Below are 26,162 nucleotides of genomic sequence, written 5' to 3'. Positions count from 1 at the left end.
GCGTAACGATGTGTCGTGGGTGCTGGCCCCGTGCGTAGATTATTGCGGCCGGGGCGGCAAGTTGCGGCCCCGCGGCGGCCCCGGCCGGCCGCGCCGCCTTGACGGGTCCGCCCGGCTGGCGCAGGACCGGCCAGAGCATCCGGCAAGAGGCCCCCCCATGACTGCCACAACCGCACCCCCCACGACCGCCCCATCCGGCGCCGTCCCGTCCAGCCCCGCCCAGCGCACCGTCTATCTGAACGGCGACTATCTGCCCGAGACCGAGGCCAGGGTGTCGATCTTCGACCGCGGCTTCGTCATGGCCGATGCGGTGTACGAGGTGACCAGCGTGCTGGATGGCAAGCTCGTGGACTTTCCGGGCCACATGGCCCGGCTCGACCGGTCGCTGTCCGAACTCGGGATCCGCAATCCGATGGACAGCGACGACTATCTGGCGGTGCATCGCCGCCTGATCGCCGAGAACGGGATCACCGACGGCATGATCTACCTGCAGATCAGCCGCGGCAACGGCGGCGACCGCGACTTCGTCTATCCGCCCGCCGACACGCCCCCGACCGTGGTGCTGTTCGGCTGGAACAAGCCGGGGCTGGCCGACAACCCGCAGGCCGACACCGGCCTCACCGTCGTGACCCTGCCCGACCTGCGGTGGAGCCGGCGCGACATCAAGACGGTGCAGCTGCTGTACCCCTCGATGGCCAAGATGGAGGCCAAGGCCCGCGGCGCCGACGACGCCTGGCTGGTCGAGGATGGGCTGGTCACCGAGGGCACGTCGAACAACGCCTATATCGTCAAGGACGGCCGGATCATCACCCGGGCGCTGTCGAACGACATCCTGCACGGGATCACCCGCGCCGCGGTGCTGCGCTTGGCGCGCGAGGCGCAGATGACGATCGAGGAACGCAGCTTCACCGTGGACGAGGCTCAGGCCGCGGACGAGGCCTTCATCACCTCGGCCAGCGCCTTCGTGCTGCCGGTGGTCCGGATCGACGACGCGACGATCGGCAGCGGCACTCCGGGCCCGGTGGCCCGCCGCCTGCGCGAGATCTACCTGGAGGAAAGCCGCAAGGCCGCGATCTGATCGCGGGGCGCACGCCCGCCCCCACGACCGCAGATCCCGCGGGCACCGGCTGCCGAACCGCGGCGGGCCGAGGGCGGGGCCGCCCGCCCCGGTCATCGCCCGCACGACGGCGCGGGTGTTGCGCAACGCCCCCCGGAACGATGCATGAAAACTGCATGAACCATGCGTGAACATCGCCAGGCGGCGCACATGCCGCCCGGCGACCGCTCGCACCTCGGCTGCGGCGGGTCAGACCCTCTCGACGATCGCCCGGACCTCGGACGCGGGCACCTCGGGCAGCACCGCGACCAGCTTTCCGTCCAGCAGGACCTGGGCATTCTCGTCCACCTGCTCGACGCTGACCACGCCCCGCCCGGCATAGCTGTCGTCGTGCGTGATGACGACCGTGTCGCTCGACCCGTACACCACCCGCGCCGGCGCATCCGAATCCGCCGCCAGCACGTACCGGTCCGCGCCCGTGCCCCCTGCTAGCGTGTCGTCCCCGTCGCCCACCAGCGTGTCGTCGCCGTCGCCGCCGTCCAGATAGTCGGCCTGCTCCGTCTCGCGTCCCGCGTCATCCAGGGCGCTGAGGTAATCGTCCCCGTCGCCACCCAGCAGCCGGTCGGTGCCGTTGGTGGCCACGATGCTGTCGTCACCGCCGCGGAGGTCGTCATCCTCGTCGTCGCCCAGGAGCAGATGCGCGCCTTCGCCGGTGGCGATCGTGTCGTCGCCGCTACCGCCCCAGATCGTGTCGTTGCCCGCGTTAGAGGTCGAACCCGCCGGATTGTACAGGTCGTCGTCCAGCCCCAGATAGATGTGGTCGTTGCCGGGGTCGGGGGTGACCACGTCGTCGTCGCGGCCGGTGAATATGTAGTCGTCGCCGGCCCCGCCATTCACCGTGTCGTCGCCGTCGTAGCTTTGCACCACGTCCGGTCCGTCCGTGCCGGTCAGGACCTCGTCGTCGTCGGTCCCCTCGACCTGCTCGCGCCCCTCGAAGATGTCTTCGGGCAGCGGCGGCAGCTCCTCCTCGTCATCGTCGTCGGCACTGCTGATCAGCCCCGCAAGTCCGGCCAGGGCAAGCGCCCCGAACAGCATCATGTACATCTGGTTCATCACTCTCTCCTCGCGGGATGCTCAGCCCGTCAATGTCCCAGGATCTGGCTGAGGAACAGCTTGGTCCGTTCCGACTGGGGATTGTTGAAGAAGTCGCGCGGGTTGTTCTGCTCGACGATCTGCCCCTGGTCCATGAAGATCACCCGGTTCGCCACCGCCTGGGCAAAGCCCATCTCATGGGTCACGCAGATCATCGTCATGCCGTCCTGGGCCAGCTCGATCATGGTGTCGAGAACCTCCTTGATCATCTCGGGGTCAAGGGCGCTGGTCGGTTCGTCGAACAGCATGATCTTGGGTTCCATGCACAGGCTGCGGGCGATCGCGACCCGCTGCTGCTGGCCCCCGGACAGCTGGCCCGGATATTTGTGGGCCTGTTCCGGGATCTTGACCTTTTCCAGGTACTGCATCGCCGTCGCCTCGGCCTGCCGGCGCGGGGTCTTGCGCACCCAGATCGGCGCCAGCGTGCAGTTCTCCAGCACCGTCAGATGCGGGAACAGGTTGAAGTGCTGGAACACCATCCCGACCTCGGATCGGATCTTGTCGATGTTCTTTAGGTCGTTGGTCAGTTCGACCCCGTCGACGACGATGCGGCCGGACTGATGCTCCTCCAGCCGGTTGATGCAGCGGATCAGCGTCGACTTTCCCGACCCGGACGGGCCGGCGATGACGATGCGCTCGCCCCGCCGCACGGTCAGGTCGATGTCGCGCAACACGTGGAACGTCCCGAACCACTTGTTCATCGCGACGATCTCGATCGCGATCTCGTCGCCCACGGTCATGCGGCTGCGGTCCAGCGGCGTTGGCGCGGCGGCGGCAGGTCGGGGGTCGGGGGTGGTCATGATCGGCCCTCAGCTATGCTCGCGCTTCAGCCGCTGTTCCAGATACATGGAATAGCGCGACATGCTGAAGCACAGGATGAAGAAGATGGCGCCGGTGAAGATGTACGGCTCCCAGTAGGCACCCTTCCATTCGAACGACGCGCGGATCGTGTCGGCCATCTGTTTCAGCGGATCGAACAGCCCGACAAAGGTGACCAGTGTCGTGTCCTTGAACACGCCGATGAACGTCCCGACGATCGCGGGGATCGAGATCTTCAGCGCCTGCGGCAGGATGATCAGGCGCTGCGCCTTCCAGTAATCCAGCCCCAGCGCCCCCGCAGCCTCGTACTGCCCGCGCGGCAACGAGGCGAGGCCGCCGCGGATCACCTCGGCCATGTAGGCCGACGCGAACAGCGTGACCATGATGATCACCCGCAGGATGATGTCGAAGCTGGTCCCCGGCGGCAGGAAATAGTTCAGCAGGATCGAGGCGACGAACAGCAGCGTGATCAGCGGCACGCCGCGGATGAACTCGATGAAGATCACGGCAAAGGACTTGACCACCGCCATGTCCGACTGCCGCGCCAGCGCCAGGATGATCCCCAGCGGCAGCGACATGACTATCCCCGCGACGCCGATCGTGATCGCCAGCAGGAACCCCCCGAACATCCGCGACGACACCGGGGGCAGCGCCGCCGGCACCAGGACCTGCAGATCCGCCGCCGCCGCGCCTGCGTAGAACGCCCACCACGCCACCGCGGCCAGCAGTCCGAGCACCGCGCCGACCACCCCCAGACGCGCCAGCAGGCGCCAGACGACCAGCCCGATGATCGCCCCCGCCAGGACCATCGCCGGTCCCCAGACCGGGCCGCCCCACAGCATCCACACGGCAAACAACGGATAGATCAGGCTCAGCAGCAGCGCCCGCGACGGGGCGTATTCGATCAGGGCGGTCCACAGAACGATACCGACGGCCAGCAGCGCCAGGCCTGTCGTGGGGCCGTCCAGCACCATGGCCAGGGCAAAGGTCAGCACCCCCGCGATCGCCAGCACCGTCCAGCGCAGCAGCCTGCTTTCGGTGAACAGCACCGGCGCGACGGCCAGGAACAGCAGGCCGAACGTGGCCGTGGGGCGCCAGTAGTGTTCGGACGGGTAGAATCCGAACATGAACTGGTTCCAGCGTTCGCGGATCACCCCGAAACAGGCGCCGGTCGCGCCGTCGCCCCATTGCGCGGTGATGAGCGCGCGGCATTCGGCCATGCTGGACGCGTTCCATACCGAATGGCGGAACCACGGGTAGAAGTGCTGGAACAGCCACCAGATGATCGCCAGCCCGATCACGGTCAGCAGCGTGTTCACGGGCCCCGAGAACAGGTTGTCGCGCAGCCATTTCACTGCGCCGGCTTGGGACGCGGGCGGGGCGGCCTGCGGCAGCATGGTGTCGCGGACATAGGGGACGGTTTCGGCGTGCAGTTCGCTCATCTCACCGCTCCTTCAGCCTGATCCGGGCGTTGTAGACGTTCATCACGGCCGAAATGATCAGGCTGATCGCCAGATACACGCCCATCATCAGGATCATCGATTCCATCTCGCGCCCGGTCTGGTTCAGGGTCGTGCCGCCCAGGGTGGCCCGCAGGTCCGGAAACCCCACGGCGATCGCCAGCGAACTGTTCTTGGTGAGGTTCAGGAATTGCGAGATCAGCGGCGGAATGATCACCCGCAGCGCCTGCGGCAGGATCACCAGCCCCATGGTCGGACGCGCCCGCATTCCCAGCGCCGCGGCAGCCTCGGACTGCCCGCGGCTGACCGACAGGATGCCGGCCCGCACGATCTCGGCGATGAACGCGCCGGTATACAGCGTCAGCGCCAGCAGCAGCACGACAAAGCCGTTGTCGAGGTTCATCCCGCCGGCAAAGTTGAAGCCGCGCAGCTCGGGCGGGACCAGGTGGATCCCGAACAGCCGGATCAGGACCACGAGCGGAACCACGAACAGCAGGACCGAGATCCACCAGGTGGTCGGGCGCACGCCGGTCCGGTCCTGCCGGGCGGCGGCCCAGCGGCGCAGGGCGCGCCACCCCAGCCACGCCAGGACCAGCGCCGCGACGAATGCCAGCAAGGCCTTGCTGATCGCCACGTCGCCCAGCATCACGACTCCGGGATCGCGTTCCATCGCGAGGCGGGGGACCGCGGTATAGCGGTTGGTCGGCGCCACCGCGTCGAACAGGATCATCGTCGCGGCCGGGTTGTCACCGCGATAATCGCGGGGGGTCGGCATGACCTCAGTGAACACGGCCAGGATGACGAGGATCCACAGCAGCAGCGGGATGTTGCGGAAGATCTCGACATAGACCGTCATCAAACGGCCGATCAGCCAGTTGTTCGACAGCCGCAGGATGCCGACCAGCACGCCGACGATGGTGGCCAGCACGCAGCCCAGCGCCGACACCAGCAGGGTGTTCAGCAGCCCCACACCGGCGGCGCGCAGATGCGTGGAATCCGAAGTATAGGGGATGACGCTGAACGGGATGTCGTACCCGGCGCGGTTCCACAGATACGAGAAGCTGAACGTCTTGCCCATCGCGGCAAGGTTCCGGACCGTATTGTCGATCAGCCATGCGGCAACCAGCATCACCGCGATGAACACGACGGCCTGGATGGTCAGGGATCTATAGCGCCGGTCGTAGACCAGCATGGAGAGACGGAACGGCCTGTGGTCTGCCGGCGGCAGGTCGGTCATTCAATGTCCTCTGGTGGCGCGGGTCGACGGGGCTGTCCCGGCGATCCCGGCGTCAGGTTCGGTCCTGCAGGCGCGATCGCGCGGCTGCGGCCGCGCGATCCCGATTTCGGGTGTCGCGGATCAGCGGAACGGCATCGCGTACATCAGCCCGCCCTGGGTCCACTGGGCGTTCAGGCCCCGGGCCAGACCGATCGGTGTCTGCTCGCCGATCGTCGCGGCAAAGATCTCACCGTAGTTGCCGGACGCGCTGATCGCCCGCTTGGCCCATTCCTTGTCCAGCCCGATCATCGCGCCAAGGTCGTCGCTGGCGCCCAGCAGGCGCTGGATCTCGGGGTTCGTGGACGATTTCGCCAGTTCCTCGATGTTGGCCGAGGTGACGTTGTATTCCTCGGCCGCGATCAGCGCGTAGAGGGTCCAGCGGACGATGTCGCCCCAGTTGTTGTCCCCGTGGCGGACGACCGGGCCAAGCGGCTCCTTGGAGATGATCTCCGGCAGGATGACGTGGTTTTCCGGATCGGCGAACGCCGCGCGGGTCGCGGCCAGTCCGGATGCGTCCGTGGTGTAGGCGTCGCAGGCCCCCGCCAGGTATTGCTGTTCGCCCTCGGCGTTGGAATCGATGTTGACCGGCTGATAGGATATGCTGTTGGCCTTCATCCAGTCGGCGAGGTTCAGCTCGGTCGTCGTGCCGGTCTGGACGCAGATCGTCGCGCCGTCCAGCTCCTTGGCGCTGCTGACGCCCAGATCCTTGCTGACCATGAAGCCCTGCCCATCGTAATAGTTCACGCCGGCAAAATCCATCGTCAGGTCGGTGTCGCGCTGGAACGACCAGGTCGAGTTGCGGGCCAGCACGTCTACTTCGCCCGAGGTCAACGCGGTAAAGCGCGTCTGGCCGGTCGTGGGCACGTACTTGATCTTGGTGGTATCGCCCAGCACCGCAGCGGCGATGGCCTTGCACAGCGCGATGTCGAAACCGGACCAGTTGCCGTTCGCATCCGGCGCCGCGAACCCGACCAGACCCGTGTTGACCCCGCAGATCAGCTGGTCGCGCGCCTTGACCTCCTTCAGCGTGTCGCCCTCGGCTGCAAGCGCAGGACCACCAGACAGGACGGCCAGACCTGCCACGGCACCGAAGAATACCGAATTGTTCATGCGAACCTCTCTGTTGACCCGCCCCTGCGGCCGGGAAGAATGACGAGCCGTGGTCCGGCCCTGCGAATTGCGGGCCTGCGGGCCCGATCGCCAATGATTGTGACGATCGATCGGAGCCCGTCAAGGAAGAAGCCCGCAGAGCGACGCGCCGGCGGCTGCCGATCAACCCCAGCATGACGGCTGGGGGACGCGAGGACGGCTGGCCGGACGGATCGAAAGGTCCCGCTCAGGCCGGCCGGGACAACTGCCACAGGCGCTCGGCATCGGCCATGGCCCGGCGGCGCGCCTCGGCCGCGGCCTCGGCTTCCTCATCCGGTCCCCAGATGCGGGCCTGATAGGCCTCGTCCAGCCGCGCCAGCCCGTGCGCGTCGTTGGCCGACAGGCGCCCGTGCAGCACGGCAAGGCCCAGCACCAGCGACCCCGACAGCGTCACCAGTTCATGCAGCGCCGTCAGACCCCAGACATCCAGCGCGGTGACATGGCCTGCCAGCGCGCGTATCGCCGCCGGATCCTGCGCGACGGGGATCACCCCGCCGGTCACGACCAGTCGCGCCCCCAGCACATCGCCGGCCCAGTCCAGCAGCGGATCCCACGCAGCCGCCTGTTCCCGGCGCAACGCTTCCTGCCGGTCGGCCCGATAGGATAACAGGTCGGTGCCGCCATAGTCGGCCAACATGGCGGCCACGCCGTCGAACTGCGGCGTGACCCGTTCGATGGCCGTGTTGGCGGCGCGGGTCAGGGGCATGGCGCCGGGGTTCACCACCTCGTCGACGGCATCCCACTCGGCGACGACTGCTTGCCCCAAGGGGAGGGTAGGCAGCACCAGCGGCAGCTTGCCGGGGGTGTTCACGGGCTTTCCGTCGAGCACGACCTGCCAGCCATCCGGCAAGTCCACCAGCGCCGCGTCCTGCCAGAAACGGCGGAACTTCCATTCACTCACGCCGCCCACTCCTCGATCAGCCGTGTCAGGTGATCGAAATCACCTGCGACGGCGCGCGCCCCGGCCGCGGTCAGGTCCGCCGGCGCGTGATGACCCCACGCCACCCCCAGCCCGGCGACACCCGCATTGCCGGCCATGATGATGTCGAATGTCGTGTCGCCGATCATGACCGCGTCGTCTGCCGCCACGCCGGCATCGGCGAGGCAGGCCAGCACCATGCCGGGGGCCGGTTTCGACGGGTGACCGTCGGCACAGTGGGTGCTGACGAAATAACGGGACAGGTCATGTGCGGCGATCAGGGCCGACAGGCCGCGCTGCGACTTGCCGGTGGCGACCGCCATCAGCAGGTCGGTGCAGCCGGCCAGCCGGTCCAGGCAGGCGCGGGCGCCACTGAACAGCGGCGATTCCTGCCGGGTGCGGGCGGCCTGATAGCTGCGCCGGTAGCCCGCGACCACGGCGCCCCGGGTGGGCTCGTCGGCGTCGGGCAACAGCGTCGCGACGGCGACGGGCAAGGACAGGCCGACGATCCGGCTGACCTGCGCGGCGGGCAGTTCCGGCAGGTTCGCGGCGGCCATCCCGTGCGCCATCGACCGGACGATCATGTCGTGACTGTCGACCAGCGTCCCGTCCACATCCCAGATGACCAGCTTCACGATTGCACCTCGAACGGATCGGCGGGAACGTCGTTCTCGTGCCATCCCAGCGTCTTCCAGGTGCGCGCCATGTGGTCCGGCAGCGGCGCGGTCAGGGTGACGCGCTTTCCGGTGATCGGGTGATCGAAGGCGATCGAGCGGGCGTGCAGATGCAGCTTGCGGCTGATCTCGCCGCCCAGCTGGGCACCCCAGCCGTCCCCCAGGTTTTCCTGGCCCGATCCGCCATACTTGCCGTCCCCGATGATCGGGTGCCCCAGCTCGGCCATGTGGGCCCGCAGCTGGTGGGTGCGCCCGGTGATTGGTACCAGCGCGCACCAGCTGACCCGTGTCCCCAGGCTGTCCAGCACCGCGTAGTCGGTCGTGGCGCGCTTGGCGCCTTCGGTCTGCTCCACGCGCGAGGGGTGGATGCAGATCATCTTCTCGCCTTCGCCGCCGCGGCCGTGGCCCGGCGCCTTCACCAGGCCGAACCGGACCGTGCCCATCCGCGGCGCGGGAACGCCGGCGACCGCGGCCCAGTAGATCTTGCGCGTCGTCCGCGCGCGGAACGCCTCGGACAGCCGTCGCGCCACCCGGTCGGTGCGGGCCAGCAGCAGGACGCCGGAGGTGTCCTTGTCCAGCCGGTGCACCAGCTTGGGCCGGTCCTTGTAGCCGAACATCAGCGCCGGGGTCAGCCCGTCCACATGCCGGTCGCCCTGCCCCGAGCCACCCTGGCTGGGCAGCCCGGCGGGCTTGTTCAGGGCGATGATGTGATCGTCCCGCCACAGCACCGCCGCCTGGATCATCTGCGCGTCGCTGTCACGCGGGCCCGGCCGCGGCGCGGCCGGTGGTGCGGCGTCGGGCAAGGGCGGGACGCGGACCTCCTGGCCGGGCTCGATCCGGGTCGCGGGCTTGACGCGACCGCCATCGACCCGCAGCTGGCCGGTGCGGCACAGCTTCTCGATCGCGATCTGGTTCAGCTGCGGAAACCGCTTGCGCAGCCACCGGTCCAGCCGCTGGTAGCCTTCGTCGCCGCCCACGCGGACCGTCTGGACACCACTCATGCCGCGCGCCCCACGGCCAGCCCGGCGACGATCGCCGAAAGAGAGAGACCCACCGAGAGCAGGACATAGGCCGCGGCCGCCCCGTGCTGCCCCCGTTGCCACAACGTCAGTGCATCCAGCGAGAACGCGGAAAACGTGGTGAAGCCGCCCAGGGCGCCGGTCATCAGCAGCGGTGCCCAGGCATTGCCGCGGGTCGCCAGCAGCACCACCAGCAGCCCCATCAGAAAGGATCCGACGACATTGACGATCAGGGTCGCCACCGGAAATCCGGGACCAAGCACGGCCATCGTGGCGCGGTTCACGCCGTAGCGTGCGACGGCGCCCGCGGCGCCACCCAGCGCCACCTGAAGGAAGGGGTTCATCATGCTGCCGTCCTGTTCCCGGCCCGCATCAAAGTCAACCGCCGCGCCTGCGTCGCTGGGCCACGAACCAGTCGAGACGCTTCTTCAGCTCGCGCTCGTGACCGCGTTCGACGGGGTGATAGAAGATCGGGCGCTTCATGCCGTCGGGGAAATAGTTCTGCCCCGAAAACCCGTCCTCGGCATCGTGATCATAGGCGTAGCCGGCCCCGTAACCCTGCTCCTTCATCAGCCTGGTCGGGGCGTTCAGGATATGGGCGGGCGGCGCAAGGCTGCCGGTGCGCTTCGCCTCGGCGCGCGCGGCCTTGTAGGCCATGTACCCGGCGTTCGACTTGGGAGCCAGGGCCAGGTAGATCACCGCCTGCGCCAGCGCCAGCTCGCCTTCGGGGCTGCCCAGCCGTTCGTAGAGCGCCCACGCGTCGAGGCAGTGCCGCTGCGCCGCCGGATCGGCCAGCCCGATATCCTCGATGGCCATGCGGGTGATCCGACGGGCCAGGTAGCGCGGATCCTCGCCGCCATCGAGCATCCGGGCGAGCCAGTAGACGGCGGCGTCCGGGTCCGATCCCCGCACCGCCTTGTGCAGGGCCGAGATCAGGTTGAAGTGCCCGTCCCCCGACTTGTCGTAGAGCGGTGCCCGCCGCATCAGCCGTCGGCCCAGTTCCTCGGTGTCCAGGGGCGCGGCAACCTGCCACGCCATGACCTGCTCGACCAGGTTCAGGCAGGCGCGGCCGTCCCCGTCGGCCATGTCCAGCAGCGCCTCGCGGGCCGGGCCGGACAGCGGCAGCGCGCGCCCCAGCTCCCGCTCGGCGCGCTGCACCAGCCGCTCGAGGTCGGCCAGGGTCAGGCGGTTCAGGACGATGACCTGCGCCCGCGACAGAAGCGCGGCGTTCAGTTCGAAGGACGGGTTCTCGGTCGTGGCGCCGACCAGCAGGATGGTCCCGTCCTCCATGTGCGGCAGAAAGCTGTCCTGCTGCGCCCGGTTGAACCGGTGGATCTCGTCGACGAACAGCAGGGTGCCCTGCCCCTGCCGGCGCCGCAGCGCAGCCGCGTCGAACACCTTGCGCAGTTCGGGCACGCCCGAAAAGATGGCGGAGATCTGAACGAAGCTGCGCCCGCCCTCATGGGCCAGCAGCCGCGCGATCGTCGTCTTGCCGACCCCCGGCGGACCCCACAGGATCAGCGAACCCAGGCTCCCGGCGGCCAGCATGGCACCCAGCGGGCCGGTCGGGCCCAGAACATGCTCCTGACCTATGACCTCTGACAGCGCGGTTGGCCGGATGCGATCGGCCAATGGCCTGTGCGCCTGAGGGGCGGTCGGGGGCGGCGCTTCAGGAAGGCTGTCGAAGAGATCGGTCATGACGGGCAGACACTAGGCCGCCCGTCATGTTCTTGCTATCCCCCTACTCATCCACTTAGTGCATCTTGCCGGTCAGGTTGATCGAGACGCACTGGAAATCCCCGTCGTCAATCCACTTCACCGGACCGATCGCCTCGGCCTCGAGGCCGCAGCGGGCGTACCAGCGCGGCCACGTGGCGCCAGTGAGGGCGATCAGACGGGTCGCGCCCAGTTCGCGGGCCGCCCCGGTCATCGCATCGACCATGCTGAAATGGACCTTGCGGCGGATCGCCTGGGGTGTCGAATGGGTGACGAACACGCGCGTGCATTCCCAGACCTGCGGGTCGACGGGCGCGGTCTCGTACAGAAGGTCCTGGGGTATCGATCCGCCCAGCATGCCGTTCTGGGCATCCCGGATCATGTAGGAATACATGCCGCACCGGGCGGTGGTGGGGGTCAGGCGGAACCCGCCCAGCACCTGTCCGGCGTCGTGAACCGCGATCCAGCGGCTTTGCGGCGTGTCGTACTGGTCGAATTCCATTCCGTCCGCCTGCGGAAGGTCCCAGTTCTTCTGGACAATGAAGCTTTCACGCCGAGCGCGGAACAGGTTGGCAAACAGTTCGCCGTGGACGTGGAGATTGCTGAAGGAAAGCGTGGTGGTCTGCATGGAACTACTCCTGGGGTTATGAAACAACCCTCCGGAGTGACGCGGCGAAATCGGGCGCCGTCCTTAAAGCAGGCGGTACTCTTTGGCACGTTGAAGCGCCTCCGCTGTCGTGCGGGCCATCAAACGCTCGCGGGCCGCGATGAGACGAGCCTTGAAGGCACTTTCGGTGATTCCCAACTTGGCAGCCGCTGCTGCATGACGGTCGCCCTCCGCGATGCACCGGAGGGCCTCTTGCTGAGCCTTTGTCAGGCTCTCCGGCGGCTCTGTGATGTCATGAAGCCGTCGTACCGTGACCAAGATCGTTTCGACCTCGTCATCCGTGAACTCGCGCTTGTTGTGCGCGAAACTGCAAATTGAGCGTGAGGTGATCGGACCCCACGAAACCGTCATGCCGAAGGGCAGCCCGTGTGCCGCCGCGTCCTTGATGATCCCGAACGGGTCCGGAACCGGCAGTGCCGACCACCGGCATGATCCCGTCGTCGAAAAGCCCCAGGCGATCGTCGGATCGCGCAAGGCGTAGCCATTCTGCGCGTAACGCTGCGTCCACGCGGCCGGGTATGTCTGGAACTGCATCACGGGCGCCGCAAAGCGGATGTGCAACGCCGCGTAGTACCCCGCCGGCGCGATCTTGTTGAAGCGGGTCAGAGCCGCGTTGATTTCAGCACGAGCAGACATGACCTTTTAGACAAATTGCTTTCGTGGCCGTCAATCTGATTATCGCTTGGGGAAGGCGCGTGGTTCAGTTGGGTGTGCTCAGTGGGTGACATAATCCAGACGGGACGGTCTCGGGGCAAGCTGCCGGCACATGCGGAATCTGCCCTTAACGCCATGAAGCAAGCCGGAATCCTGTCGCCGAGCGAGGCCGATCAGGTCGCCGATCGACTTGCAACGCATTTGAATCAAAGACCTGCGAGCGCCGTGGTCTGTCTCCCGTCGTGGCTGACGAAGCGCGCCCGGGGCTGACGCCCGACCGATCCGTCGCCCCACCACATTCATCCTGCCGCATCGAAACGCCCCCTGTCCGAAGGACAGGGGGCTGAAATCTGCGACGCGACGTCACCGCCTCAGGCGGTCGCATCTTCCATGTCGAACTCCGCTTCGACCCGGGCACGATCCGCCGCGCCCTTGGCCGACACGTCCCGGTCAACGAATTCAATGATGGCCATGGGGGCCATGTCACCATAGCGGAACCCGGCCCGCAGGACGCGCACATATCCGCCCTGCCGGTCCTTGTAGCGGGCACCCAGCTCGTCGAACAGCTTGGCGACATACGCGTCCTGCTTCAGCTGCGCGGCGGCCTGACGGCGCGCATGCAGGTCGCCGCGCTTTGCCAGGGTGATCAGCTTCTCGATGATCGGGCGCAGTTCCTTGGCCTTGGGCAGCGTGGTCTTGATCTGCTCGTGCTCAATCAGGCTGCCGGCCATGTTGGCAAACAGCGCCTTGCGGTGTTCGTGGGTGCGGTTCAGGCGGCGATAGCCGCGGGCGTGACGCATGATGATCTCCTATACCGTGTTTTGCTTTGTCCGGCGTCCCGTGCGTGCGGTCCGCTCTCCTTGGGGCTAAAGCCCGGTCTTTCCGGCGCGTGCACGACACGCACCGGGATCTCAGAACTGGTCGTCGAAGCGCTTGGCCAGATCCTCGATGTTCTCGGGGGGCCAGTCCACCACGTCCATGCCCAGGTGCAGGCCCATGCCCGACAGCACTTCCTTGATCTCGTTCAGGGACTTGCGGCCGAAGTTCGGGGTCCGCAGCATCTCGGCCTCGGTCTTCTGGATCAGATCGCCGATATAGACGATGTTGTCGTTCTTCAGGCAGTTCGCCGACCGCACCGACAGCTCCAGCTCGTCGACCTTCTTCAGCAGCCGCGGGTCGAACTCCAGTCCGTCGTCGCTGTCGCCGCGCGAGGCCGATTCCGGCTCGTCGAAGTTCACGAACACCGACAGTTGATCCTGCAGGATGCGCGCGGCATAGGCCACGGCGTCATCGGGTGTCAGGCTGCCATCAGTCTCGATCCTCATCAGCAGCTTGTCATAGTCCAGCACCTGGCCCTCGCGGGTCGGCGTGACTTCATAGCTGACCCTCTTGACCGGCGAGAAGATCGCGTCGATCGGGATCAGCCCGATGGGCGCATCCTCGGGGCGGTTCTTGTCCGCCGCGACATAGCCCTTGCCGTTGGCGACAGTCAGTTCCATGTGCAGCTCTGCCCCCTCGTCCAGGTGGCAGATGACGTGATCGCGGTTCAGGATGGTGATGCCCGCGGTTTCCTGGATCTGCCCCGCCTTGACCTCGCCCGGGCCCTTGGCCGAAAGGGTCAGCCGCTTGGGGCCGTCCACGTCCATCTTCAGCGTCACGCCCTTGAGGTTCAGGACGATGTCGGTCACGTCCTCGCGGACACCGGCCACCGACGAGAACTCGTGCAGCACGTTGTCCATCTGCACGCTGACGATCGCGGCACCCTGCAGCGACGACATCAGGACCCGCCGCAGCGCGTTGCCCAGCGTCAGGCCGAAACCCCGTTCCAGCGGCTCCGCGATCAGGGTCGCGACGCGTGCCGCGTCGGCGCCCGCACGGACGTCAAGCTGCATCGGCTTGATCAGTTCGGCCCAGTTCTTGTGGATCATGCGATTTCCTCCATTCCTGTCTCCGGCTCATGTCCAGCCGCCGGAAACGCCCGAGGTAAAATGCGAATATCCGGCCCGTACCGATGCACGGTCGGGCCGGTGAATATCAGAAGCAGGGTCAGACGCGGCGGCGCTTGGGCGGGCGAACGCCGTTATGGGCGATCGGCGTCACGTCGCGAATGGCGGTGATGTTGAAACCCGCCGCAGCCAGCGCCCGCAGCGCCGATTCCCGTCCGGAGCCAGGACCCTGAACCTCGACCTCGAGGGTGCGGACGCCGTGTTCCTGGGCCTTCTTGCCGGCGTCCTCGGCCGCCATCTGCGCGGCATAGGGCGTCGATTTCCGCGACCCCTTGAACCCCATGGCCCCGGCCGACGACCAGGCGATGGCGTTGCCCTGCACGTCCGAGATCAGGATCTTGGTGTTGTTGAAGCTGCTGTTCACATGCGCCACCCCGGTGGCGATGTTCTTGCGTTCCTTGCGCTTCATGCGCGTCTTGTCGCGTGCCATGGTCCTGCCCCTTACTTCTTCTTGCCGGCGATCGGCTTGGCCGGGCCCTTGCGGGTGCGGGCGTTGGTGTGGGTGCGCTGGCCGCGCACTGGCAGGCCGCGACGGTGGCGCAGACCGCGATACGAGCCGAGGTCCATCAGCCGCTTGATGTTCATCTGCGCCTCGCGGCGCAGGTCACCCTCGACGGTGAGGTTGGCGTCGATATATTCGCGGATGGCCAGAACTTCCGCGTCGGACAGTTCGTTGACCCGGCGCGACGCGTCGATCCCCACGGTTTCGCAGATCTGGTCTGCGTACATCCGGCCGATGCCATGGATGTAGGTCAGTGCGATGGGGACGCGTTTCCCCGTCGGAATGTTGACGCCAGCAATACGAGCCACGCGTGTATCCTTATCGTTGCGGTTCCGTAGCACCGGAACCTTTTTTCACAACCAAAGACCCGAAGGCTTACCTTCGGGCCCGATTCGATCAACCATGATGGCCGATTCTCAAGCGAGAGAGTGTGGGTTAGAGGACAGCCAAAGTGCTGTCAAGCGGACACGGCGGCGTCCACGATCTGCCCCATCCTGCCGGCCACCTCCTCGATGTCGGCCAGCCCGTTGAGCGATTGCAGCCGCCCCTGCGCATAGTAGTAGCCGATCAGGGGCGAGGTCTTCTTGTAGTATTCCAGCAGGCGGGTCTTGAGGCTTTCGGCATTGTCGTCGGCACGCCGCTTGAGGTCCGTCGAGCCGCACACGTCGCAAACCCCCGGCTTTTCCGTCGGCCGGGTCGTGTCGTGATAGACTTCGCCGCAGTTGCCGCAGGTGAAGCGGCCGCTGATCCGGTCGACCAAGGCCGCGTCATCGACCTGCATCTCGATCACCACGTCGATCTGCTGACCCATCCCGGTGAGCAGGTCCCCCAGCGCATCGGCCTGCGCGAGGGTGCGGGGAAACCCGTCGAAGATGAAGCCGGGTGCCTCGGTGGTTTCCAGCTTTTCACGGATCAGTCCAATGACGATCTCGTCCGTGACCAGCTGGCCCTTGTCCATGACGTCGGCGACGACCTTGCCCATCTCGCTGTTGGAACTGCGGGCCTCGCGCAGCATGTCGCCGGTCGACAGCTGGACCAGACCGCGCTCCTCGACCAGCCGGCGGGCCTGGGTGCCTTTTCCGGCGCCCGGCGGCCCCAGCAGGATGATATTGGTCGTCATCGTCATGTCCCCCCTCTGACGATCGAGTGTTTGTCAGCGCCGCGCCGGTGCCTTGCGGATCTTGCGCTGACCCGGCTTGCGCCGACCACGCAGCTGCGATTTCTCGATCAAACCTTCATATTGATGCGCCAGCAAGTGGCTTTGCAGCTGGTTGATCGTGTCCATGGTCACCGACACGATGATCAGCAGCGACGTTCCCCCGAAATAGAACGGAACCGAGAACTGGTCGCGGATCACCTCGGGCAGCAGGCAGACGGCGGCCAGATAGATCGATCCGATCACGAGGATCCGGTTCACGACATAGTCCAGGTATTCCTCGGTCCGCTTGCCGGGCCGGATTCCCGGGATGAAGCCGCCCTGGTTCTTCAGGTTGTCGGCCACGTCGTCGGACTTGAAGGCGACGTTCTGCGTATAGAAATACGTGAAGAAGATGATCATCCCCGCAAAGAACAGCAGGTACAGCGGCTGGCCCGGACCGAAATAGGCCAGCACCGTGGACATGATCGGACCCGTCTCGTTCCCCGAGAAGGTCGAGATCGTGACCGGCAGCAGCAGCAGCGAACTGGCGAAGATCGCAGGGATCACGCCCGCCGGATTGACCTTGATCGGCAGATGCGACGACTGGCCGTCATACACCTTCATCCCGACCTGGCGGCGCGGGTACTGGATGCGGATCTTGCGCAGCGCCCGTTCCATGAACACGACGAACGCCATGACCGCGATGATCAGGACGATGATGCTGAGCACCACGGGGGTGGAGATCGCGCCGGACCGCCCCTGTGCAAAGAACTGGGCCAGCTGGCCCGGAATTTCCGCCAGGATGCCGACATAGATGATCAGGCTGATGCCGTTGCCGATCCCGCGCGCGGTGATCTGTTCGCCCAGCCACATCAGGAACATCGTGCCCCCGACAAGGGTGATCACGACCCCCATGCGGAAGAACAGCCCCGGATCATGGGCTAGGTCGCCAGCCTCGAGGCTGACGGCGAGCCCGTACGCCTGGAAGAAGGCCAGGGCCACGGTCGCATAACGCGTGTACTGGTTGATCTTCTTGCGGCCCTGCTCGCCCTCTTTCTTCAGCTGCTCCAGTGCCGGGACCATGCTGGCGAGCAGCTGAACGATGATCGAGGCCGAGATATAGGGCATGATGCCAAGCGCAAAGACGCCCATGCGCCCCAGCGCGCCGCCGGTGAACATCGACAGGATTCCGCCGATGCCGGATTGCGCCTGCTCCATGAAGCTGCGCAGCGCGCCGCCGTCGATCCCTGGCACGGGGATGTAGGTCCCCAGCCGATAGATGATCAGCAGGCCGATGGTGAACCAGATCCGCTGGCGGAGTTCGGTAGCCTTGCCCAGCTGACCCCAGCTGAGATTCGCGGCCATCTGTTCTGCGGCTGACGCCATGCTGTCCTCATGTGCGGTCCGGCAGCGCGTGCCGGCGGTCATGTGAAGGCCGCCGGCCCGTCACCCGGTCGGCGGCGCTTGCATCGTCCTAGCTATCTATTGGCGTCCCGGGACACCTTCAACAGCTCATTCGGCGGTGGCGTCGGCGGTCTCGCGCACCGGACGGGTCAGGCTGACGCTGCCACCGGCCTTCTCGACCGCCTCGATCGCCGACTTGGATGCCCCGGCGACCGTCAGGTTCAGCGCCGCGGTGAGCTCGCCCTTGCCCAGCAGGCGGATCCCGTCATGCTTGCGCTTGGTGGCGCCCGCCAAAATCAGCAGATCTTCGGTCAGCGCGGTGCCGGCGTCCAGCTTGCCAGCGTCGACCATCGCCTGCAGCTGTCCGAGGTTGACGACTGCGAACTTCAGCCGGTTCGGTTTGGTGAAGCCGCGCTTGGGCAGGCGGCGGTACAGCGGCATCTGGCCGCCTTCATAGCCGTTCAACGCAACGCCCGAGCGTGAGGTCTGGCCCTTGATCCCGCGGCCGGCGGTCTTGCCCTTGCCCGAGCCAGGGCCCCGTGCAACGCGCTTCTTCTTGCGCGTGGCGCCTTCGTTGTCGTGAAGTTCGTTCAGTCTCATGTCGCTTCTCCTGCAAGCCGGACGCATCCCCGGAAGCGTAGCGGGACGGACACGGCATATTGTCGAGTGAAGGCCCGGCGGGCCAAGTGGGGGCTATAGAACAGGCCTGCCCCAACGGCAAGGCCGTCGCATGGTCCGAGTCACAGAAGGATCCCTGCTGTGACAAGGGCGCCCCGATCGCGGGATCGGAGCGCCCTTGCCAAGATGCCGAGCCGTGGCTCAGCTGCGTTCTTCGACGATCCGGGCCAGATGGGGGATGGCGTTGACCATGCCGCGAACGGCAGGGGTATCCTCCAGTTCCCGGGTCCGGTTCATCTTATTCAGCCCCAGGCCCTTCAGCGTGGCCCGCTGTTCCTTGGGCCGACGGATCGGCGAGCCGATCTGCTTGACGACGATGGTTGCCATGGATCAGGCCTCCTGCAGGGCAGCCGAGGTGACGGTCGCGTCCGTTCCCTGCTGCGATTCCGGGGCGCGGTCCTGCGACGGCAGGATCTCGGCGACCTTCTTGCCACGGCGCTGCGCGACATTGCGCGGGCTGGCCTCGGCCTTCAGCCCGTCGATGGTGGCGCGGATCATGTTGTAGGGGTTCTGCGACCCCAGCGACTTCGCCACCACGTCCTGGACGCCCAGCATCTCGAACACGGCGCGCATCGGACCGCCGGCGATGATGCCGGTTCCCGGGACGGCGGTGCGCATCACGACGCGACCGGCACCGTGGCGCCCCTCGATGTCGTGGTGCAGCGTGCGGCCATCGCGCAGCGGGACGCGGACCAGACCGCGCTTGGCCTGCTCGGTTGCCTTGCGGATCGCCTCGGGCACTTCCTTGGCCTTGCCCTTGCCGAAACCGACGCGGCCGCGCTGGTCGCCGACCACGACAAGTGCGGCAAAGCCGAAGCGCTTGCCGCCCTTGACGGTCTTGGACACGCGGTTGATCGCCACGAGGCGATCGGCGAATTCCGGGTTCTCGTCGCGGTCGTCGCGGCGGCCCCGGCGGTTGTCACGTTCTGCCATGCGGCATTCCCTTTCGTGGTGGCGCAGCCTGCGCCGTCATCATCGATCCTTGGTGGGCAACGGCGACCGCCGGGACCCCCGGATCATCGGGGTGGCGCGGACGCCACCCACCTTGTCAGAACTTCAGGCCACCTTCGCGGGCGGCATCGGCAAGCGCCTTGATCTTGCCGTGGAACAGGAACCCGCCGCGGTCGAACACGACCTCGTCGATCCCCTTGGCGCGCGCCCGTTCGGCGATCGTCGCCCCGATCCGCGCCGCCGTCTCGACATTGTTCTTGCCGGCCAGGCCCAGATCCTTTTCCAGCGTGCTGGCCGAGGCCAGCGTGACGCCGTTCGCGTCGTCGATCAGCTGGGCGCTGATGTTCTTGGACGACCGGTGGACGGACAGCCGGGGACGGCCGTTCGACATTGCCCGCAGCTTGTTCCGGACGCGCAGACGGCGCTTCTGGAACAGCTCTAGTTTGTTCAGTGCCATTTGCGAATCCTCACTTCTTCTTGCCTTCCTTGCGGAAGACCTGCTCGCCCTTGTAGCGGATGCCCTTGCCCTTGTAGGGCTCGGGGCGGCGCCACTCGCGGATATCGGCGGCGACTTGGCCGACCAGTTGCTGGTCGATCCCCTCGACAACGATCTCGGTCTGCCGGGGTGCCGTGATCGTCACGCCCTCGGGCGTTTCGAAGTTCACGTCGTGGCTGTAACCGAGCGCCAGCTTGAGCGTCTTGCCCTGCATCTGGGCACGATAGCCGACGCCCTGAATCTCCAGCTCCTTCTTGAAGCCTTCGCTCACGCCCACGGCCAGGTTCTCGACCATCGAGCGGGTCATGCCCCACTGCTGACGCGCCCGCTTGGACGTGCCGCGCGGGGTCACCGTCACGGCGCCATCTTCGGCCGTCAGAGTCACGTCGTCGGTCGCGGTGAACGACCGGGTGCCCTTGGGACCCTTCACCTCGATCGTCTGCCCCTTGATGTCGGCCGTGACACCCTTGGGCAGATCGACCGGCTTCTTACCAATCCGAGACATCCTGCCCTCCTTAGAACACGGTGCAGAGGACTTCGCCGCCGATATTGGCGCTGCGAGCCGCTGCATCAGACATGACGCCCCGGGGCGTCGACACGATGGAGACACCCAGGCCGTTGCGGACCTGTGGCAGTTCCCTGGCGCCGGCATAGACGCGGCGCCCGGGCTTCGACACGCGGGCAAGCTCGCGGATCACCGGGGTGCCTTCGAAGTATTTCAGGCTGATTTCCAGTTCGGCGTGACCGGCTTCGGTCGTCACCTGCTCATAGCCGCGGATATAGCCCTCGGCCTTCAGCACATCCAGAACCCAGGCCCGCAGCTTGCTCGAGGGGCTGCGTACGGTCGACTTGCCGCGCATCTGGGCATTCCGGATGCGGGTCAGCATATCGCCGAGCGGATCGTTCATCGACATCGATTGCCCCCTTACCAGCTCGATTTGACCATGCCGGGGATCTGCCCCTGCGAGCCGAGCTCGCGCAGCATGATCCGGCTGAGACGCAGTTTACGGTAATACGCGCGCGGACGACCGGTCAGTTCGCACCGGTTGTTCAGCCGCGTGGGCGACGAATTGCGCGGCAGCTCGGCCAGCTTCAGCGTTGCCTTGAACCGCTCTTCCATCGGGCGGTCCTGATCGTTGATCACCTCGTTCAGAGCGGCGCGCTGGCTGGCGTATTTCTTCACCAGCCGCTCGCGCTTCTTCTGACGCTCGACCATGGATTTCTTTGCCATATCAGTTTCCTCGCGCGATCAGCTGTTGAAGGGCATGTTGAGATGCTTCAACAGCGCCTTTGCCTCGGCATCGGTCTTGGCCGTGGTCGCGATGATGATGTCCATTCCCAGAACTTCGTCGACCTTGTCGAAGTTGATTTCCGGGAACACGATATGTTCCTTCAGCCCCATGGCAAAGTTGCCGCGGCCATCGAATGACGTGCCCTTGACGCCGCGAAAGTCGCGGACGCGGGGCAGCGCGATGGTGATCAGGCGATCCAGGAACTCGTACATCCGGGCGCCGCGCAGCGTGACCTTGCAGCCCAGCGGCATTTCCTCGCGCACACGGAAGCCGGCGATCGACTTCTTGGCGTGCGTGATGACGGCCTTCTGACCGGCGATCAGCGACAGCTCCTCGGCGGCCTGCCTGACCTTCTTGGTGTCCTTGACCGCCTCGCCCACGCCCATGTTCAGGACGATCTTGTCCAGGCGAGGGATCTGCATGTCGTTCTTGTAGCCGAACTCTTCCTTGAGCGCGGGGCGGATCTGGTCGCGATAGACCGACTTGAGCCGCGGGGTGTAGTTCGCGTCGTCCAGCATCAGATCACGTCTCCCGTGGTCTTGGCGAAGCGCACCTTCTGATCGCCTTCCATGCGGAAGCCGACCCGGGTGGGTTTGCCGTTCTTGTCCATCAGCGCCAGGTTCGACAGGTCGATCGGCATCGCCTTCGGAATGCGGCCGCCCTGGCTGGTCTGCGACTGGCGGGTGTGACGCAGCGCGATGTTCACGCCATCGACGATCGCCTTGTTGTCCTTGGGCATGACCTGCGTGATCTCGCCGGTCTGGCCCTTGTCCTTGCCGGTCAGAACGACGACGCGGTCACCCTTCTTGAGCCTGGCGGCCATCACAGCACCTCCGGGGCAAGCGAGATGATCTTCATGAAGTTCTTGGCGCGCAGTTCGCGAACGACCGGCCCGAAGATACGGGTTCCGACGGGTTCGCCCTGGTTGTTCAGGATGACGGCGGCGTTGCGATCGAAACGGATCGACGTGCCGTCCTCGCGCGTGACTTCCTTGGCGGTGCGCACGACGACGGCCTTGCGGACGTCACCCTTCTTCACGCGGCCGCGCGGAATGGCTTCCTTGACGGAGACGACGATGATGTCGCCCACCGACGCATAGCGCCGGTGCGATCCGCCCAGAACCTTGATGCACTGCACCCGGCGTGCGCCGGAATTGTCAGCGACATCCAGGTTGGTCTGCATCTGGATCATTTGGTAACTCCCGACCTTTGGGGACCGTTTGCAGGACCGGCCCCAGGGTTTCGATCAGACTGGAGCGGATCAGGCCTGCGCGGCCTGGGCCTCGTCCGTCAGGACGGTCCAGCGTTTCGTCTTTGAAATCGGCGCACATTCCACGATGCGGACGGTGTCGCCGACCTTGAACTGGTTGGTCGCGTCGTGCGCCCGGTACTTCTTGGACGAACGGACGGTCTTGTGCAGCAGCGGGTGCTTGAACCGGCGCTCGACCAGGACCGTGACGGTCTGCTCGTTCTTGTCGCTGGTCACCTTGCCTTGCAGGATGCGTCTGGGCATGGGCTACGGCTCCTCAGTTCGACGCGGCCGCTTGCGCGGCTTTCTGGTTCATGATTGTCTTGACGCGGGCCACGTCGCGGCGGACGGCCCGCATGCGCGCGGTCGATTCAAGCTGGCCGGTCGCCTGCTGGAAGCGCAGGTTGAACGCTTCCTTCTTGAGCGCCAGCAACTGCTCACGCAGCTGCTCGGGCGTCTTGTCATTCAGTTCCTGCGCGGTCATGCGCGTGTTCCTTTTCAACATCACCGGAGAGCCCCTGTCGCCAGGGCCACCCTGATTCCCGGTGGAGTTTCGAGATGAAGGCCTGCGCATACAGGCCGATCGGCGCCCTGGCAAGCACAAAGACCAGCGCAGGCTACATCTTCTCGCCCGGCAGCCGGCTTGCCTGTTTCACCCAGTCCACAAGCCGCGCCTCGTCGAGATCGTCGGGCCCGACGTGAAGGTAGCGAACCTTCGGATGCTTCGAGCCGACCGGTGGCGGCGGGTCGAGACTGGCGCCGCGAAAGAACGCGAGCTTCAGATAGCGGGTCATGGCGTGGAAGCTGAGGAACCAGCCGTCCTCGCCCGCGCCATAGAAGGGGGAATTCCACTTCACCGCCTTGCGGACGCCGGGCACGGCTTCGGTCACCAGCCCGTCGATCCTGGCGGCAACTTCGCCCTTCCAGCCGGGCGCAGCCGCAATCCATGCCTGCACCGGCCCGTTCCCATCACCCTTGGGGATCTGCGGGTTTCCACCTGCAAGCAGCTTCGGCGGGTCGCTGTCGCTCATGCCCGCACTCTACAACGAAAAAGCCCCGCCGTCTCGGGCGGGGCTTCGACTGCGGGGACGTCGCCCCGGTATCTTACCAGTCTTCGCGATGAACGATCCGGCTCTGGATCGGCAGCTTCATCGCGCCCAGCCGCAGCGCCTCGCGGGCGATCTGGTCGCTGACGCCGTCGATCTCGAACATGATCCGGCCGGGATGGACGCGGGCGGCCCAGAAGTCGACCGAGCCCTTGCCCTTGCCCATCCGCACTTCGGTCGGCTTGGACGAGACCGGAACATCCGGGAAGATCCGGATCCACACCCGGCCCTGGCGCTTCATGTGGCGGGTGATCGCCCGCCGGGCGGCCTCGATCTGGCGCGCGGTCACGCGTTCCGGCTCGGTGGCCTTCAGCGCGAACGAGCCGAAGTTCAGGTTGAACCCGCCCTTGGCCTCGCCGTGGATGCGGCCCTTGTGCTGTTTGCGGTACTTGGTGCGTTTCGGTTGCAGCATGTCCCTGTCTCCTTACCGCGCGTCACGATCGCGGCGCGGTCCACCGCGCGAGGCCGGGCCTTCCTGCGCCTGGGACGCGCGGCGCTCGTGAGCCTGCGGATCGTGTTCCATGATCTCGCCCTTGAAGATCCAGACCTTGACCCCGATGATTCCGTACGGGGTGGTGGCCTCGGAAAGGGCATAGTCGATATCGGCGCGCAGCGTGTGCAGCGGCACCCGGCCTTCGCGGTACCATTCGGTCCGCGCGATCTCGGCGCCGCCCAGGCGACCGGCCACGTTCACGCGGATGCCCAGGGCACCCATGCGCATGGCGTTCTGCACCGACCGCTTCATGGCACGGCGGAACGACACCCGGCGTTCCAGCTGCTGGGCGATGGACTCGGCCACAAGCTGGGCGTCCAGCTCCGGCTTGCGGACCTCGACGATGTTCAGGTGCAGCTCCGAGTCCGTGAAGTTCGCCAGCTTCTTGCGCAGCGTCTCGATATCCGCGCCCTTCTTGCCGATGATCACGCCGGGACGGGCCGCATGGATCGTGACCCGGCACTTCTTGTGCGGGCGCTCGATGATCACGCGGCTGACGCCGGCCTGCTTCGCCTCGTCGTGGATGAACTCGCGGATCTTCAGATCCTCGAGCAGCAGGTTGCCATATTCCTTGCTGTCGGCGAACCAGCGGCTGTCCCAGGTCCGGTTGACCTGCAGCCGCATCCCGATGGGGTTGACCTTCTGTCCCATTACGCGTGCTCCTCGACGGCGGCTTCGGGGGTGGCGGTGGCCTCGGCCTGCCGGTTGGACGCGGTGCGCTTCTGGTCCCGGGCCGCCTTCTTCGCGGCTTCGGCAGCGGCCAGATCGACCTCACGCACCTTGATGGTGATCTCCGAGAACGGCTTCATGATCTTGCCGTACCGGCCACGGGCCCGTGGGCGTCCGCGCTTCATCACCAGGTTCTTGCCCACCCAGGCCTCGGCAACCACCAGGTTGTCGACGTCCAGGTTGTGGTTGTTCTCGGCATTGGCGATTGCCGACTGCAGGCACTTCTTCACGTCGCCAGCGATGCGGCGCTTGGAGAATGTCAGGTCGGCCAGCGCCTTGTCCACCTTCTTGCCGCGGATCAGCGCTGCCACAAGGTTCAGCTTCTGCGGCGAGGTGCGAAGCATCTTGGTCTTCGCCATCGCCTCGTTCTCCGCCACGCGGCGCGGATTTTGTTCCTTACCCATGGGGATTACTTCCTCTTCGCTTTCTTGTCGGCCGCATGACCGTAATAAGTCCGGGTCGGCGAATACTCACCGAACTTCTGCCCGATCATGTCCTCGGACACGTTGACCGGGATGTGCTTGTGGCCGTTGTAGACGCCAAAGGTCAGGCCGACGAACTGCGGCAGGATGGTCGAGCGGCGCGACCAGATCTTGATGACGTCCGAGCGACCGGATTCGCGCGCCTTTTCGGCCTTCTTCAGGACGTAGGCGTCGACGAAAGGGCCCTTCCAGATAGAACGTGCCATGGATTAGCGCCCCTTCTTCTTGGCGTGACGCGACCGCAGGATGTACTTGTCGGTCGATTTGTTGCTGCGCGTCTTCTTGCCCTTGGTCGGCTTGCCCCACGGCGTCACCGGGTGACGACCGCCCGATGTCCGGCCCTCACCACCACCATGCGGGTGGTCGATCGGGTTCATGGCAACGCCGCGCACCGTCGGACGCACGCCCATGTGCCGCTTGCGGCCCGCCTTGCCCAGATTCTGGTTCGAATGATCGGCGTTCGAAACGGCCCCGATGCTCGCCATGCATTCCTGGCGCACCAGGCGCAGTTCGCCCGAGCTCAGCCGGATCTGGGCATAGCCGCCGTCCCGGCCCACGAACTGGGCATAGGTGCCGGCCGACCGCGCGATCTGCCCGCCCTTGCCGGGCTTCAGCTCGACATTGTGGACGATCGTGCCGATCGGCATGCCGCTGAACGGCATCGCATTCCCCGGCTTGATGTCGGCCCGTGCGGACGAGACCACCTTGTCGCCGACCGCCAGACGCTGGGGCGCAAGAATGTAGGCCTGCTCGCCATCCTCATAGCGCACCAGCGCGATGAAGGCGGTGCGGTTGGGATCGTATTCGATCCGCTCGACCGTCGCCGCCATGTCGAACTTGCGACGCTTGAAATCGACGATGCGATAGAGCCGCTTGGCTCCGCCGCCCTTGTGCCACATCGTGACGCGTCCGGTATTGTTCCGGCCGCCCGTCTTGGTCAGTCCCTCGGTCAGGGTCTTGACGGGGCGGCCTTTCCAAAGCTCCGAACGGTCGATCAGAACCAGCCCGCGCTGGCCAGGCGTCGTCGGTTTGTACGACTTGAGTGCCATGCTTTCTGTCTTCCGTTGCCTTGGAC

General features: G+C 66.2%; 36 protein-coding genes and 1 pseudogene. 1 reads left to right on the top strand and 36 read right to left on the bottom strand.

The window, feature by feature from the left end; all coding sequences use genetic code 11:
- Nucleotides 1-157 precede the first annotated feature (157 nt).
- Nucleotides 158-1,078 carry a D-amino-acid transaminase gene (locus tag Q0938_RS09470; RefSeq protein WP_299361381.1) on the top strand — a complete coding sequence of 307 codons (921 nt, stop codon included), beginning with the start codon at nucleotides 158-160 and terminating at the stop codon, nucleotides 1,076-1,078.
- A 228-nt stretch (nucleotides 1,079-1,306) separates the two neighbouring features.
- On the opposite strand, the gene Q0938_RS09465 is transcribed toward Q0938_RS09470, so the two are convergent.
- From Q0938_RS09465 to rplB, 36 genes and pseudogenes are all read right to left on the bottom strand, one after another.
- On the bottom strand, nucleotides 1,307-2,170 hold the full coding sequence (locus Q0938_RS09465; protein WP_299361380.1) for a calcium-binding protein: 864 nt from the start codon (nucleotides 2,168-2,170) through the stop codon (nucleotides 1,307-1,309).
- A gap of 29 nt (nucleotides 2,171-2,199) precedes the next feature.
- Nucleotides 2,200-3,009 carry an amino acid ABC transporter ATP-binding protein gene (locus tag Q0938_RS09460; RefSeq protein ID WP_299361379.1) on the bottom strand — a complete coding sequence of 270 codons (810 nt, stop codon included), beginning with the start codon at nucleotides 3,007-3,009 and terminating at the stop codon, nucleotides 2,200-2,202.
- 9 nt (nucleotides 3,010-3,018) lie between these two features.
- Nucleotides 3,019-4,470 carry an amino acid ABC transporter permease gene (locus tag Q0938_RS09455; protein WP_299361376.1) on the bottom strand — a complete coding sequence of 484 codons (1,452 nt, stop codon included), beginning with the start codon at nucleotides 4,468-4,470 and terminating at the stop codon, nucleotides 3,019-3,021.
- A gap of 1 nt (nucleotide 4,471) precedes the next feature.
- Nucleotides 4,472-5,725: an ABC transporter permease subunit gene (locus Q0938_RS09450; RefSeq protein WP_299361374.1), complete on the bottom strand. Its 1,254-nt coding sequence runs from the start codon at nucleotides 5,723-5,725 to the stop codon at nucleotides 4,472-4,474.
- A 120-nt stretch (nucleotides 5,726-5,845) separates the two neighbouring features.
- Nucleotides 5,846-6,874 (bottom strand): amino acid ABC transporter substrate-binding protein, encoded by a 1,029-nt coding sequence (locus Q0938_RS09445; protein WP_299361371.1) that lies wholly within the window; start codon nucleotides 6,872-6,874, stop codon nucleotides 5,846-5,848.
- A 226-nt stretch (nucleotides 6,875-7,100) separates the two neighbouring features.
- On the bottom strand, nucleotides 7,101-7,814 hold the full coding sequence (locus Q0938_RS09440) for an ATP12 family chaperone protein (RefSeq protein WP_299361369.1): 714 nt from the start codon (nucleotides 7,812-7,814) through the stop codon (nucleotides 7,101-7,103).
- Nucleotides 7,811-8,467: an HAD-IA family hydrolase gene (locus Q0938_RS09435; protein WP_299361367.1), complete on the bottom strand. Its 657-nt coding sequence runs from the start codon at nucleotides 8,465-8,467 to the stop codon at nucleotides 7,811-7,813. Before Q0938_RS09435 ends, Q0938_RS09440 begins: the two co-directional genes overlap by 4 nt.
- The gene (locus Q0938_RS09430) at nucleotides 8,464-9,507 is read right to left on the bottom strand and encodes an RluA family pseudouridine synthase (protein WP_299361365.1); all 1,044 of its coding nucleotides are present in this window, start codon (nucleotides 9,505-9,507) and stop codon (nucleotides 8,464-8,466) included. The genes Q0938_RS09435 and Q0938_RS09430 overlap by 4 nt, the downstream gene beginning before the upstream one ends.
- On the bottom strand, nucleotides 9,504-9,872 hold the full coding sequence (gene crcB / locus Q0938_RS09425) for a fluoride efflux transporter CrcB (protein ID WP_299361363.1): 369 nt from the start codon (nucleotides 9,870-9,872) through the stop codon (nucleotides 9,504-9,506). The genes Q0938_RS09430 and crcB overlap by 4 nt, the downstream gene beginning before the upstream one ends.
- A 31-nt stretch (nucleotides 9,873-9,903) precedes the next feature.
- Entirely contained in the window at nucleotides 9,904-11,223 is a 1,320-nt protein-coding gene (locus Q0938_RS09420; protein WP_299361361.1) for a replication-associated recombination protein A, read from the bottom strand.
- 55 nt (nucleotides 11,224-11,278) lie between these two features.
- Nucleotides 11,279-11,869 carry an acyl-homoserine-lactone synthase gene (locus tag Q0938_RS09415; protein ID WP_299361355.1) on the bottom strand — a complete coding sequence of 197 codons (591 nt, stop codon included), beginning with the start codon at nucleotides 11,867-11,869 and terminating at the stop codon, nucleotides 11,279-11,281.
- Nucleotides 11,870-11,932: 63 nt separating this feature from the next.
- Nucleotides 11,933-12,544 (bottom strand): autoinducer binding domain-containing protein, encoded by a 612-nt coding sequence (locus Q0938_RS09410; RefSeq protein WP_299361353.1) that lies wholly within the window; start codon nucleotides 12,542-12,544, stop codon nucleotides 11,933-11,935.
- 389 nt (nucleotides 12,545-12,933) lie between these two features.
- A complete protein-coding gene (gene rplQ, locus Q0938_RS09405) occupies nucleotides 12,934-13,362 on the bottom strand; it encodes a 50S ribosomal protein L17 (RefSeq protein WP_299361350.1) in 429 nt (142 codons plus the stop codon).
- A gap of 111 nt (nucleotides 13,363-13,473) precedes the next feature.
- Nucleotides 13,474-14,490, bottom strand: a complete 1,017-nt coding sequence (locus Q0938_RS09400) for a DNA-directed RNA polymerase subunit alpha (protein ID WP_299361345.1) — start codon at nucleotides 14,488-14,490, stop codon at nucleotides 13,474-13,476.
- 118 nt (nucleotides 14,491-14,608) lie between these two features.
- Nucleotides 14,609-14,998: a 30S ribosomal protein S11 gene (gene rpsK, locus Q0938_RS09395; RefSeq protein ID WP_299361343.1), complete on the bottom strand. Its 390-nt coding sequence runs from the start codon at nucleotides 14,996-14,998 to the stop codon at nucleotides 14,609-14,611.
- An 11-nt stretch (nucleotides 14,999-15,009) separates the two neighbouring features.
- Nucleotides 15,010-15,378: a 30S ribosomal protein S13 gene (gene rpsM, locus Q0938_RS09390; protein WP_299361341.1), complete on the bottom strand. Its 369-nt coding sequence runs from the start codon at nucleotides 15,376-15,378 to the stop codon at nucleotides 15,010-15,012.
- 149 nt (nucleotides 15,379-15,527) lie between these two features.
- Entirely contained in the window at nucleotides 15,528-16,190 is a 663-nt protein-coding gene (locus tag Q0938_RS09385) for an adenylate kinase (protein ID WP_299361339.1), read from the bottom strand.
- A gap of 33 nt (nucleotides 16,191-16,223) precedes the next feature.
- Entirely contained in the window at nucleotides 16,224-17,594 is a 1,371-nt protein-coding gene (secY, locus tag Q0938_RS09380; RefSeq protein ID WP_299361336.1) for a preprotein translocase subunit SecY, read from the bottom strand.
- A gap of 126 nt (nucleotides 17,595-17,720) precedes the next feature.
- Nucleotides 17,721-18,212, bottom strand: a complete 492-nt coding sequence (rplO, locus tag Q0938_RS09375) for a 50S ribosomal protein L15 (RefSeq protein ID WP_299361333.1) — start codon at nucleotides 18,210-18,212, stop codon at nucleotides 17,721-17,723.
- Between the two features lie 219 nt (nucleotides 18,213-18,431).
- Complete coding sequence (gene rpmD / locus Q0938_RS09370; RefSeq protein WP_299361331.1) at nucleotides 18,432-18,617, bottom strand: 50S ribosomal protein L30; 186 nt, start codon at nucleotides 18,615-18,617, stop codon at nucleotides 18,432-18,434.
- A gap of 3 nt (nucleotides 18,618-18,620) precedes the next feature.
- The gene (rpsE, locus tag Q0938_RS09365; RefSeq protein WP_299361329.1) at nucleotides 18,621-19,223 is read right to left on the bottom strand and encodes a 30S ribosomal protein S5; all 603 of its coding nucleotides are present in this window, start codon (nucleotides 19,221-19,223) and stop codon (nucleotides 18,621-18,623) included.
- 115 nt (nucleotides 19,224-19,338) lie between these two features.
- Nucleotides 19,339-19,698, bottom strand: coding sequence for a 50S ribosomal protein L18 (gene rplR / locus Q0938_RS09360; RefSeq protein ID WP_299361325.1), 360 nt, complete (start codon nucleotides 19,696-19,698; stop codon nucleotides 19,339-19,341).
- 10 nt (nucleotides 19,699-19,708) lie between these two features.
- The gene (rplF, locus tag Q0938_RS09355) at nucleotides 19,709-20,242 is read right to left on the bottom strand and encodes a 50S ribosomal protein L6 (protein WP_299361323.1); all 534 of its coding nucleotides are present in this window, start codon (nucleotides 20,240-20,242) and stop codon (nucleotides 19,709-19,711) included.
- Nucleotides 20,243-20,252: 10 nt separating this feature from the next.
- A complete protein-coding gene (rpsH, locus tag Q0938_RS09350) occupies nucleotides 20,253-20,651 on the bottom strand; it encodes a 30S ribosomal protein S8 (protein WP_299361321.1) in 399 nt (132 codons plus the stop codon).
- An 11-nt stretch (nucleotides 20,652-20,662) separates the two neighbouring features.
- Nucleotides 20,663-20,968 carry a 30S ribosomal protein S14 gene (gene rpsN / locus Q0938_RS09345; protein ID WP_299361318.1) on the bottom strand — a complete coding sequence of 102 codons (306 nt, stop codon included), beginning with the start codon at nucleotides 20,966-20,968 and terminating at the stop codon, nucleotides 20,663-20,665.
- An 18-nt stretch (nucleotides 20,969-20,986) separates the two neighbouring features.
- Nucleotides 20,987-21,547, bottom strand: a complete 561-nt coding sequence (rplE, locus tag Q0938_RS09340) for a 50S ribosomal protein L5 (protein WP_299361315.1) — start codon at nucleotides 21,545-21,547, stop codon at nucleotides 20,987-20,989.
- The gene (gene rplX / locus Q0938_RS09335) at nucleotides 21,547-21,852 is read right to left on the bottom strand and encodes a 50S ribosomal protein L24 (RefSeq protein WP_299361312.1); all 306 of its coding nucleotides are present in this window, start codon (nucleotides 21,850-21,852) and stop codon (nucleotides 21,547-21,549) included. Before rplX ends, rplE begins: the two co-directional genes overlap by 1 nt.
- A complete protein-coding gene (rplN, locus tag Q0938_RS09330) occupies nucleotides 21,852-22,220 on the bottom strand; it encodes a 50S ribosomal protein L14 (RefSeq protein WP_090746457.1) in 369 nt (122 codons plus the stop codon). The genes rplX and rplN overlap by 1 nt, the downstream gene beginning before the upstream one ends.
- A 69-nt stretch (nucleotides 22,221-22,289) precedes the next feature.
- Nucleotides 22,290-22,541 (bottom strand): 30S ribosomal protein S17, encoded by a 252-nt coding sequence (rpsQ, locus tag Q0938_RS09325; RefSeq protein ID WP_299361306.1) that lies wholly within the window; start codon nucleotides 22,539-22,541, stop codon nucleotides 22,290-22,292.
- Between the two features lie 13 nt (nucleotides 22,542-22,554).
- Nucleotides 22,555-22,761, bottom strand: a complete 207-nt coding sequence (rpmC, locus tag Q0938_RS09320) for a 50S ribosomal protein L29 (RefSeq protein WP_299361304.1) — start codon at nucleotides 22,759-22,761, stop codon at nucleotides 22,555-22,557.
- A gap of 133 nt (nucleotides 22,762-22,894) precedes the next feature.
- On the bottom strand, nucleotides 22,895-23,308 hold the full coding sequence (locus Q0938_RS09315; protein ID WP_299361302.1) for a DUF1801 domain-containing protein: 414 nt from the start codon (nucleotides 23,306-23,308) through the stop codon (nucleotides 22,895-22,897).
- 73 nt (nucleotides 23,309-23,381) lie between these two features.
- Nucleotides 23,382-23,795 (bottom strand): 50S ribosomal protein L16, encoded by a 414-nt coding sequence (rplP, locus tag Q0938_RS09310; protein WP_299361300.1) that lies wholly within the window; start codon nucleotides 23,793-23,795, stop codon nucleotides 23,382-23,384.
- A gap of 12 nt (nucleotides 23,796-23,807) precedes the next feature.
- Entirely contained in the window at nucleotides 23,808-24,527 is a 720-nt protein-coding gene (gene rpsC / locus Q0938_RS09305; RefSeq protein WP_299361297.1) for a 30S ribosomal protein S3, read from the bottom strand.
- Nucleotides 24,528-24,631: 104 nt separating this feature from the next.
- Nucleotides 24,632-25,009 (bottom strand): annotated as a pseudogene (gene rplV, locus Q0938_RS09300) (50S ribosomal protein L22); the annotation flags it as partial.
- A gap of 5 nt (nucleotides 25,010-25,014) precedes the next feature.
- Complete coding sequence (rpsS, locus tag Q0938_RS09295) at nucleotides 25,015-25,293, bottom strand: 30S ribosomal protein S19 (RefSeq protein ID WP_299361295.1); 279 nt, start codon at nucleotides 25,291-25,293, stop codon at nucleotides 25,015-25,017.
- A 3-nt stretch (nucleotides 25,294-25,296) separates the two neighbouring features.
- Nucleotides 25,297-26,136 (bottom strand): 50S ribosomal protein L2, encoded by an 840-nt coding sequence (rplB, locus tag Q0938_RS09290; protein ID WP_299361292.1) that lies wholly within the window; start codon nucleotides 26,134-26,136, stop codon nucleotides 25,297-25,299.
- Nucleotides 26,137-26,162: the final 26 nt, after the last annotated feature.

This window comes from uncultured Paracoccus sp., assembly GCF_947496875.1.
Lineage (GTDB): Bacteria > Pseudomonadota > Alphaproteobacteria > Rhodobacterales > Rhodobacteraceae > Paracoccus.
The sequence above is the reverse complement of the archived record's forward strand: the minus strand, read 5'-3'. Positions and strand labels throughout refer to the sequence as shown.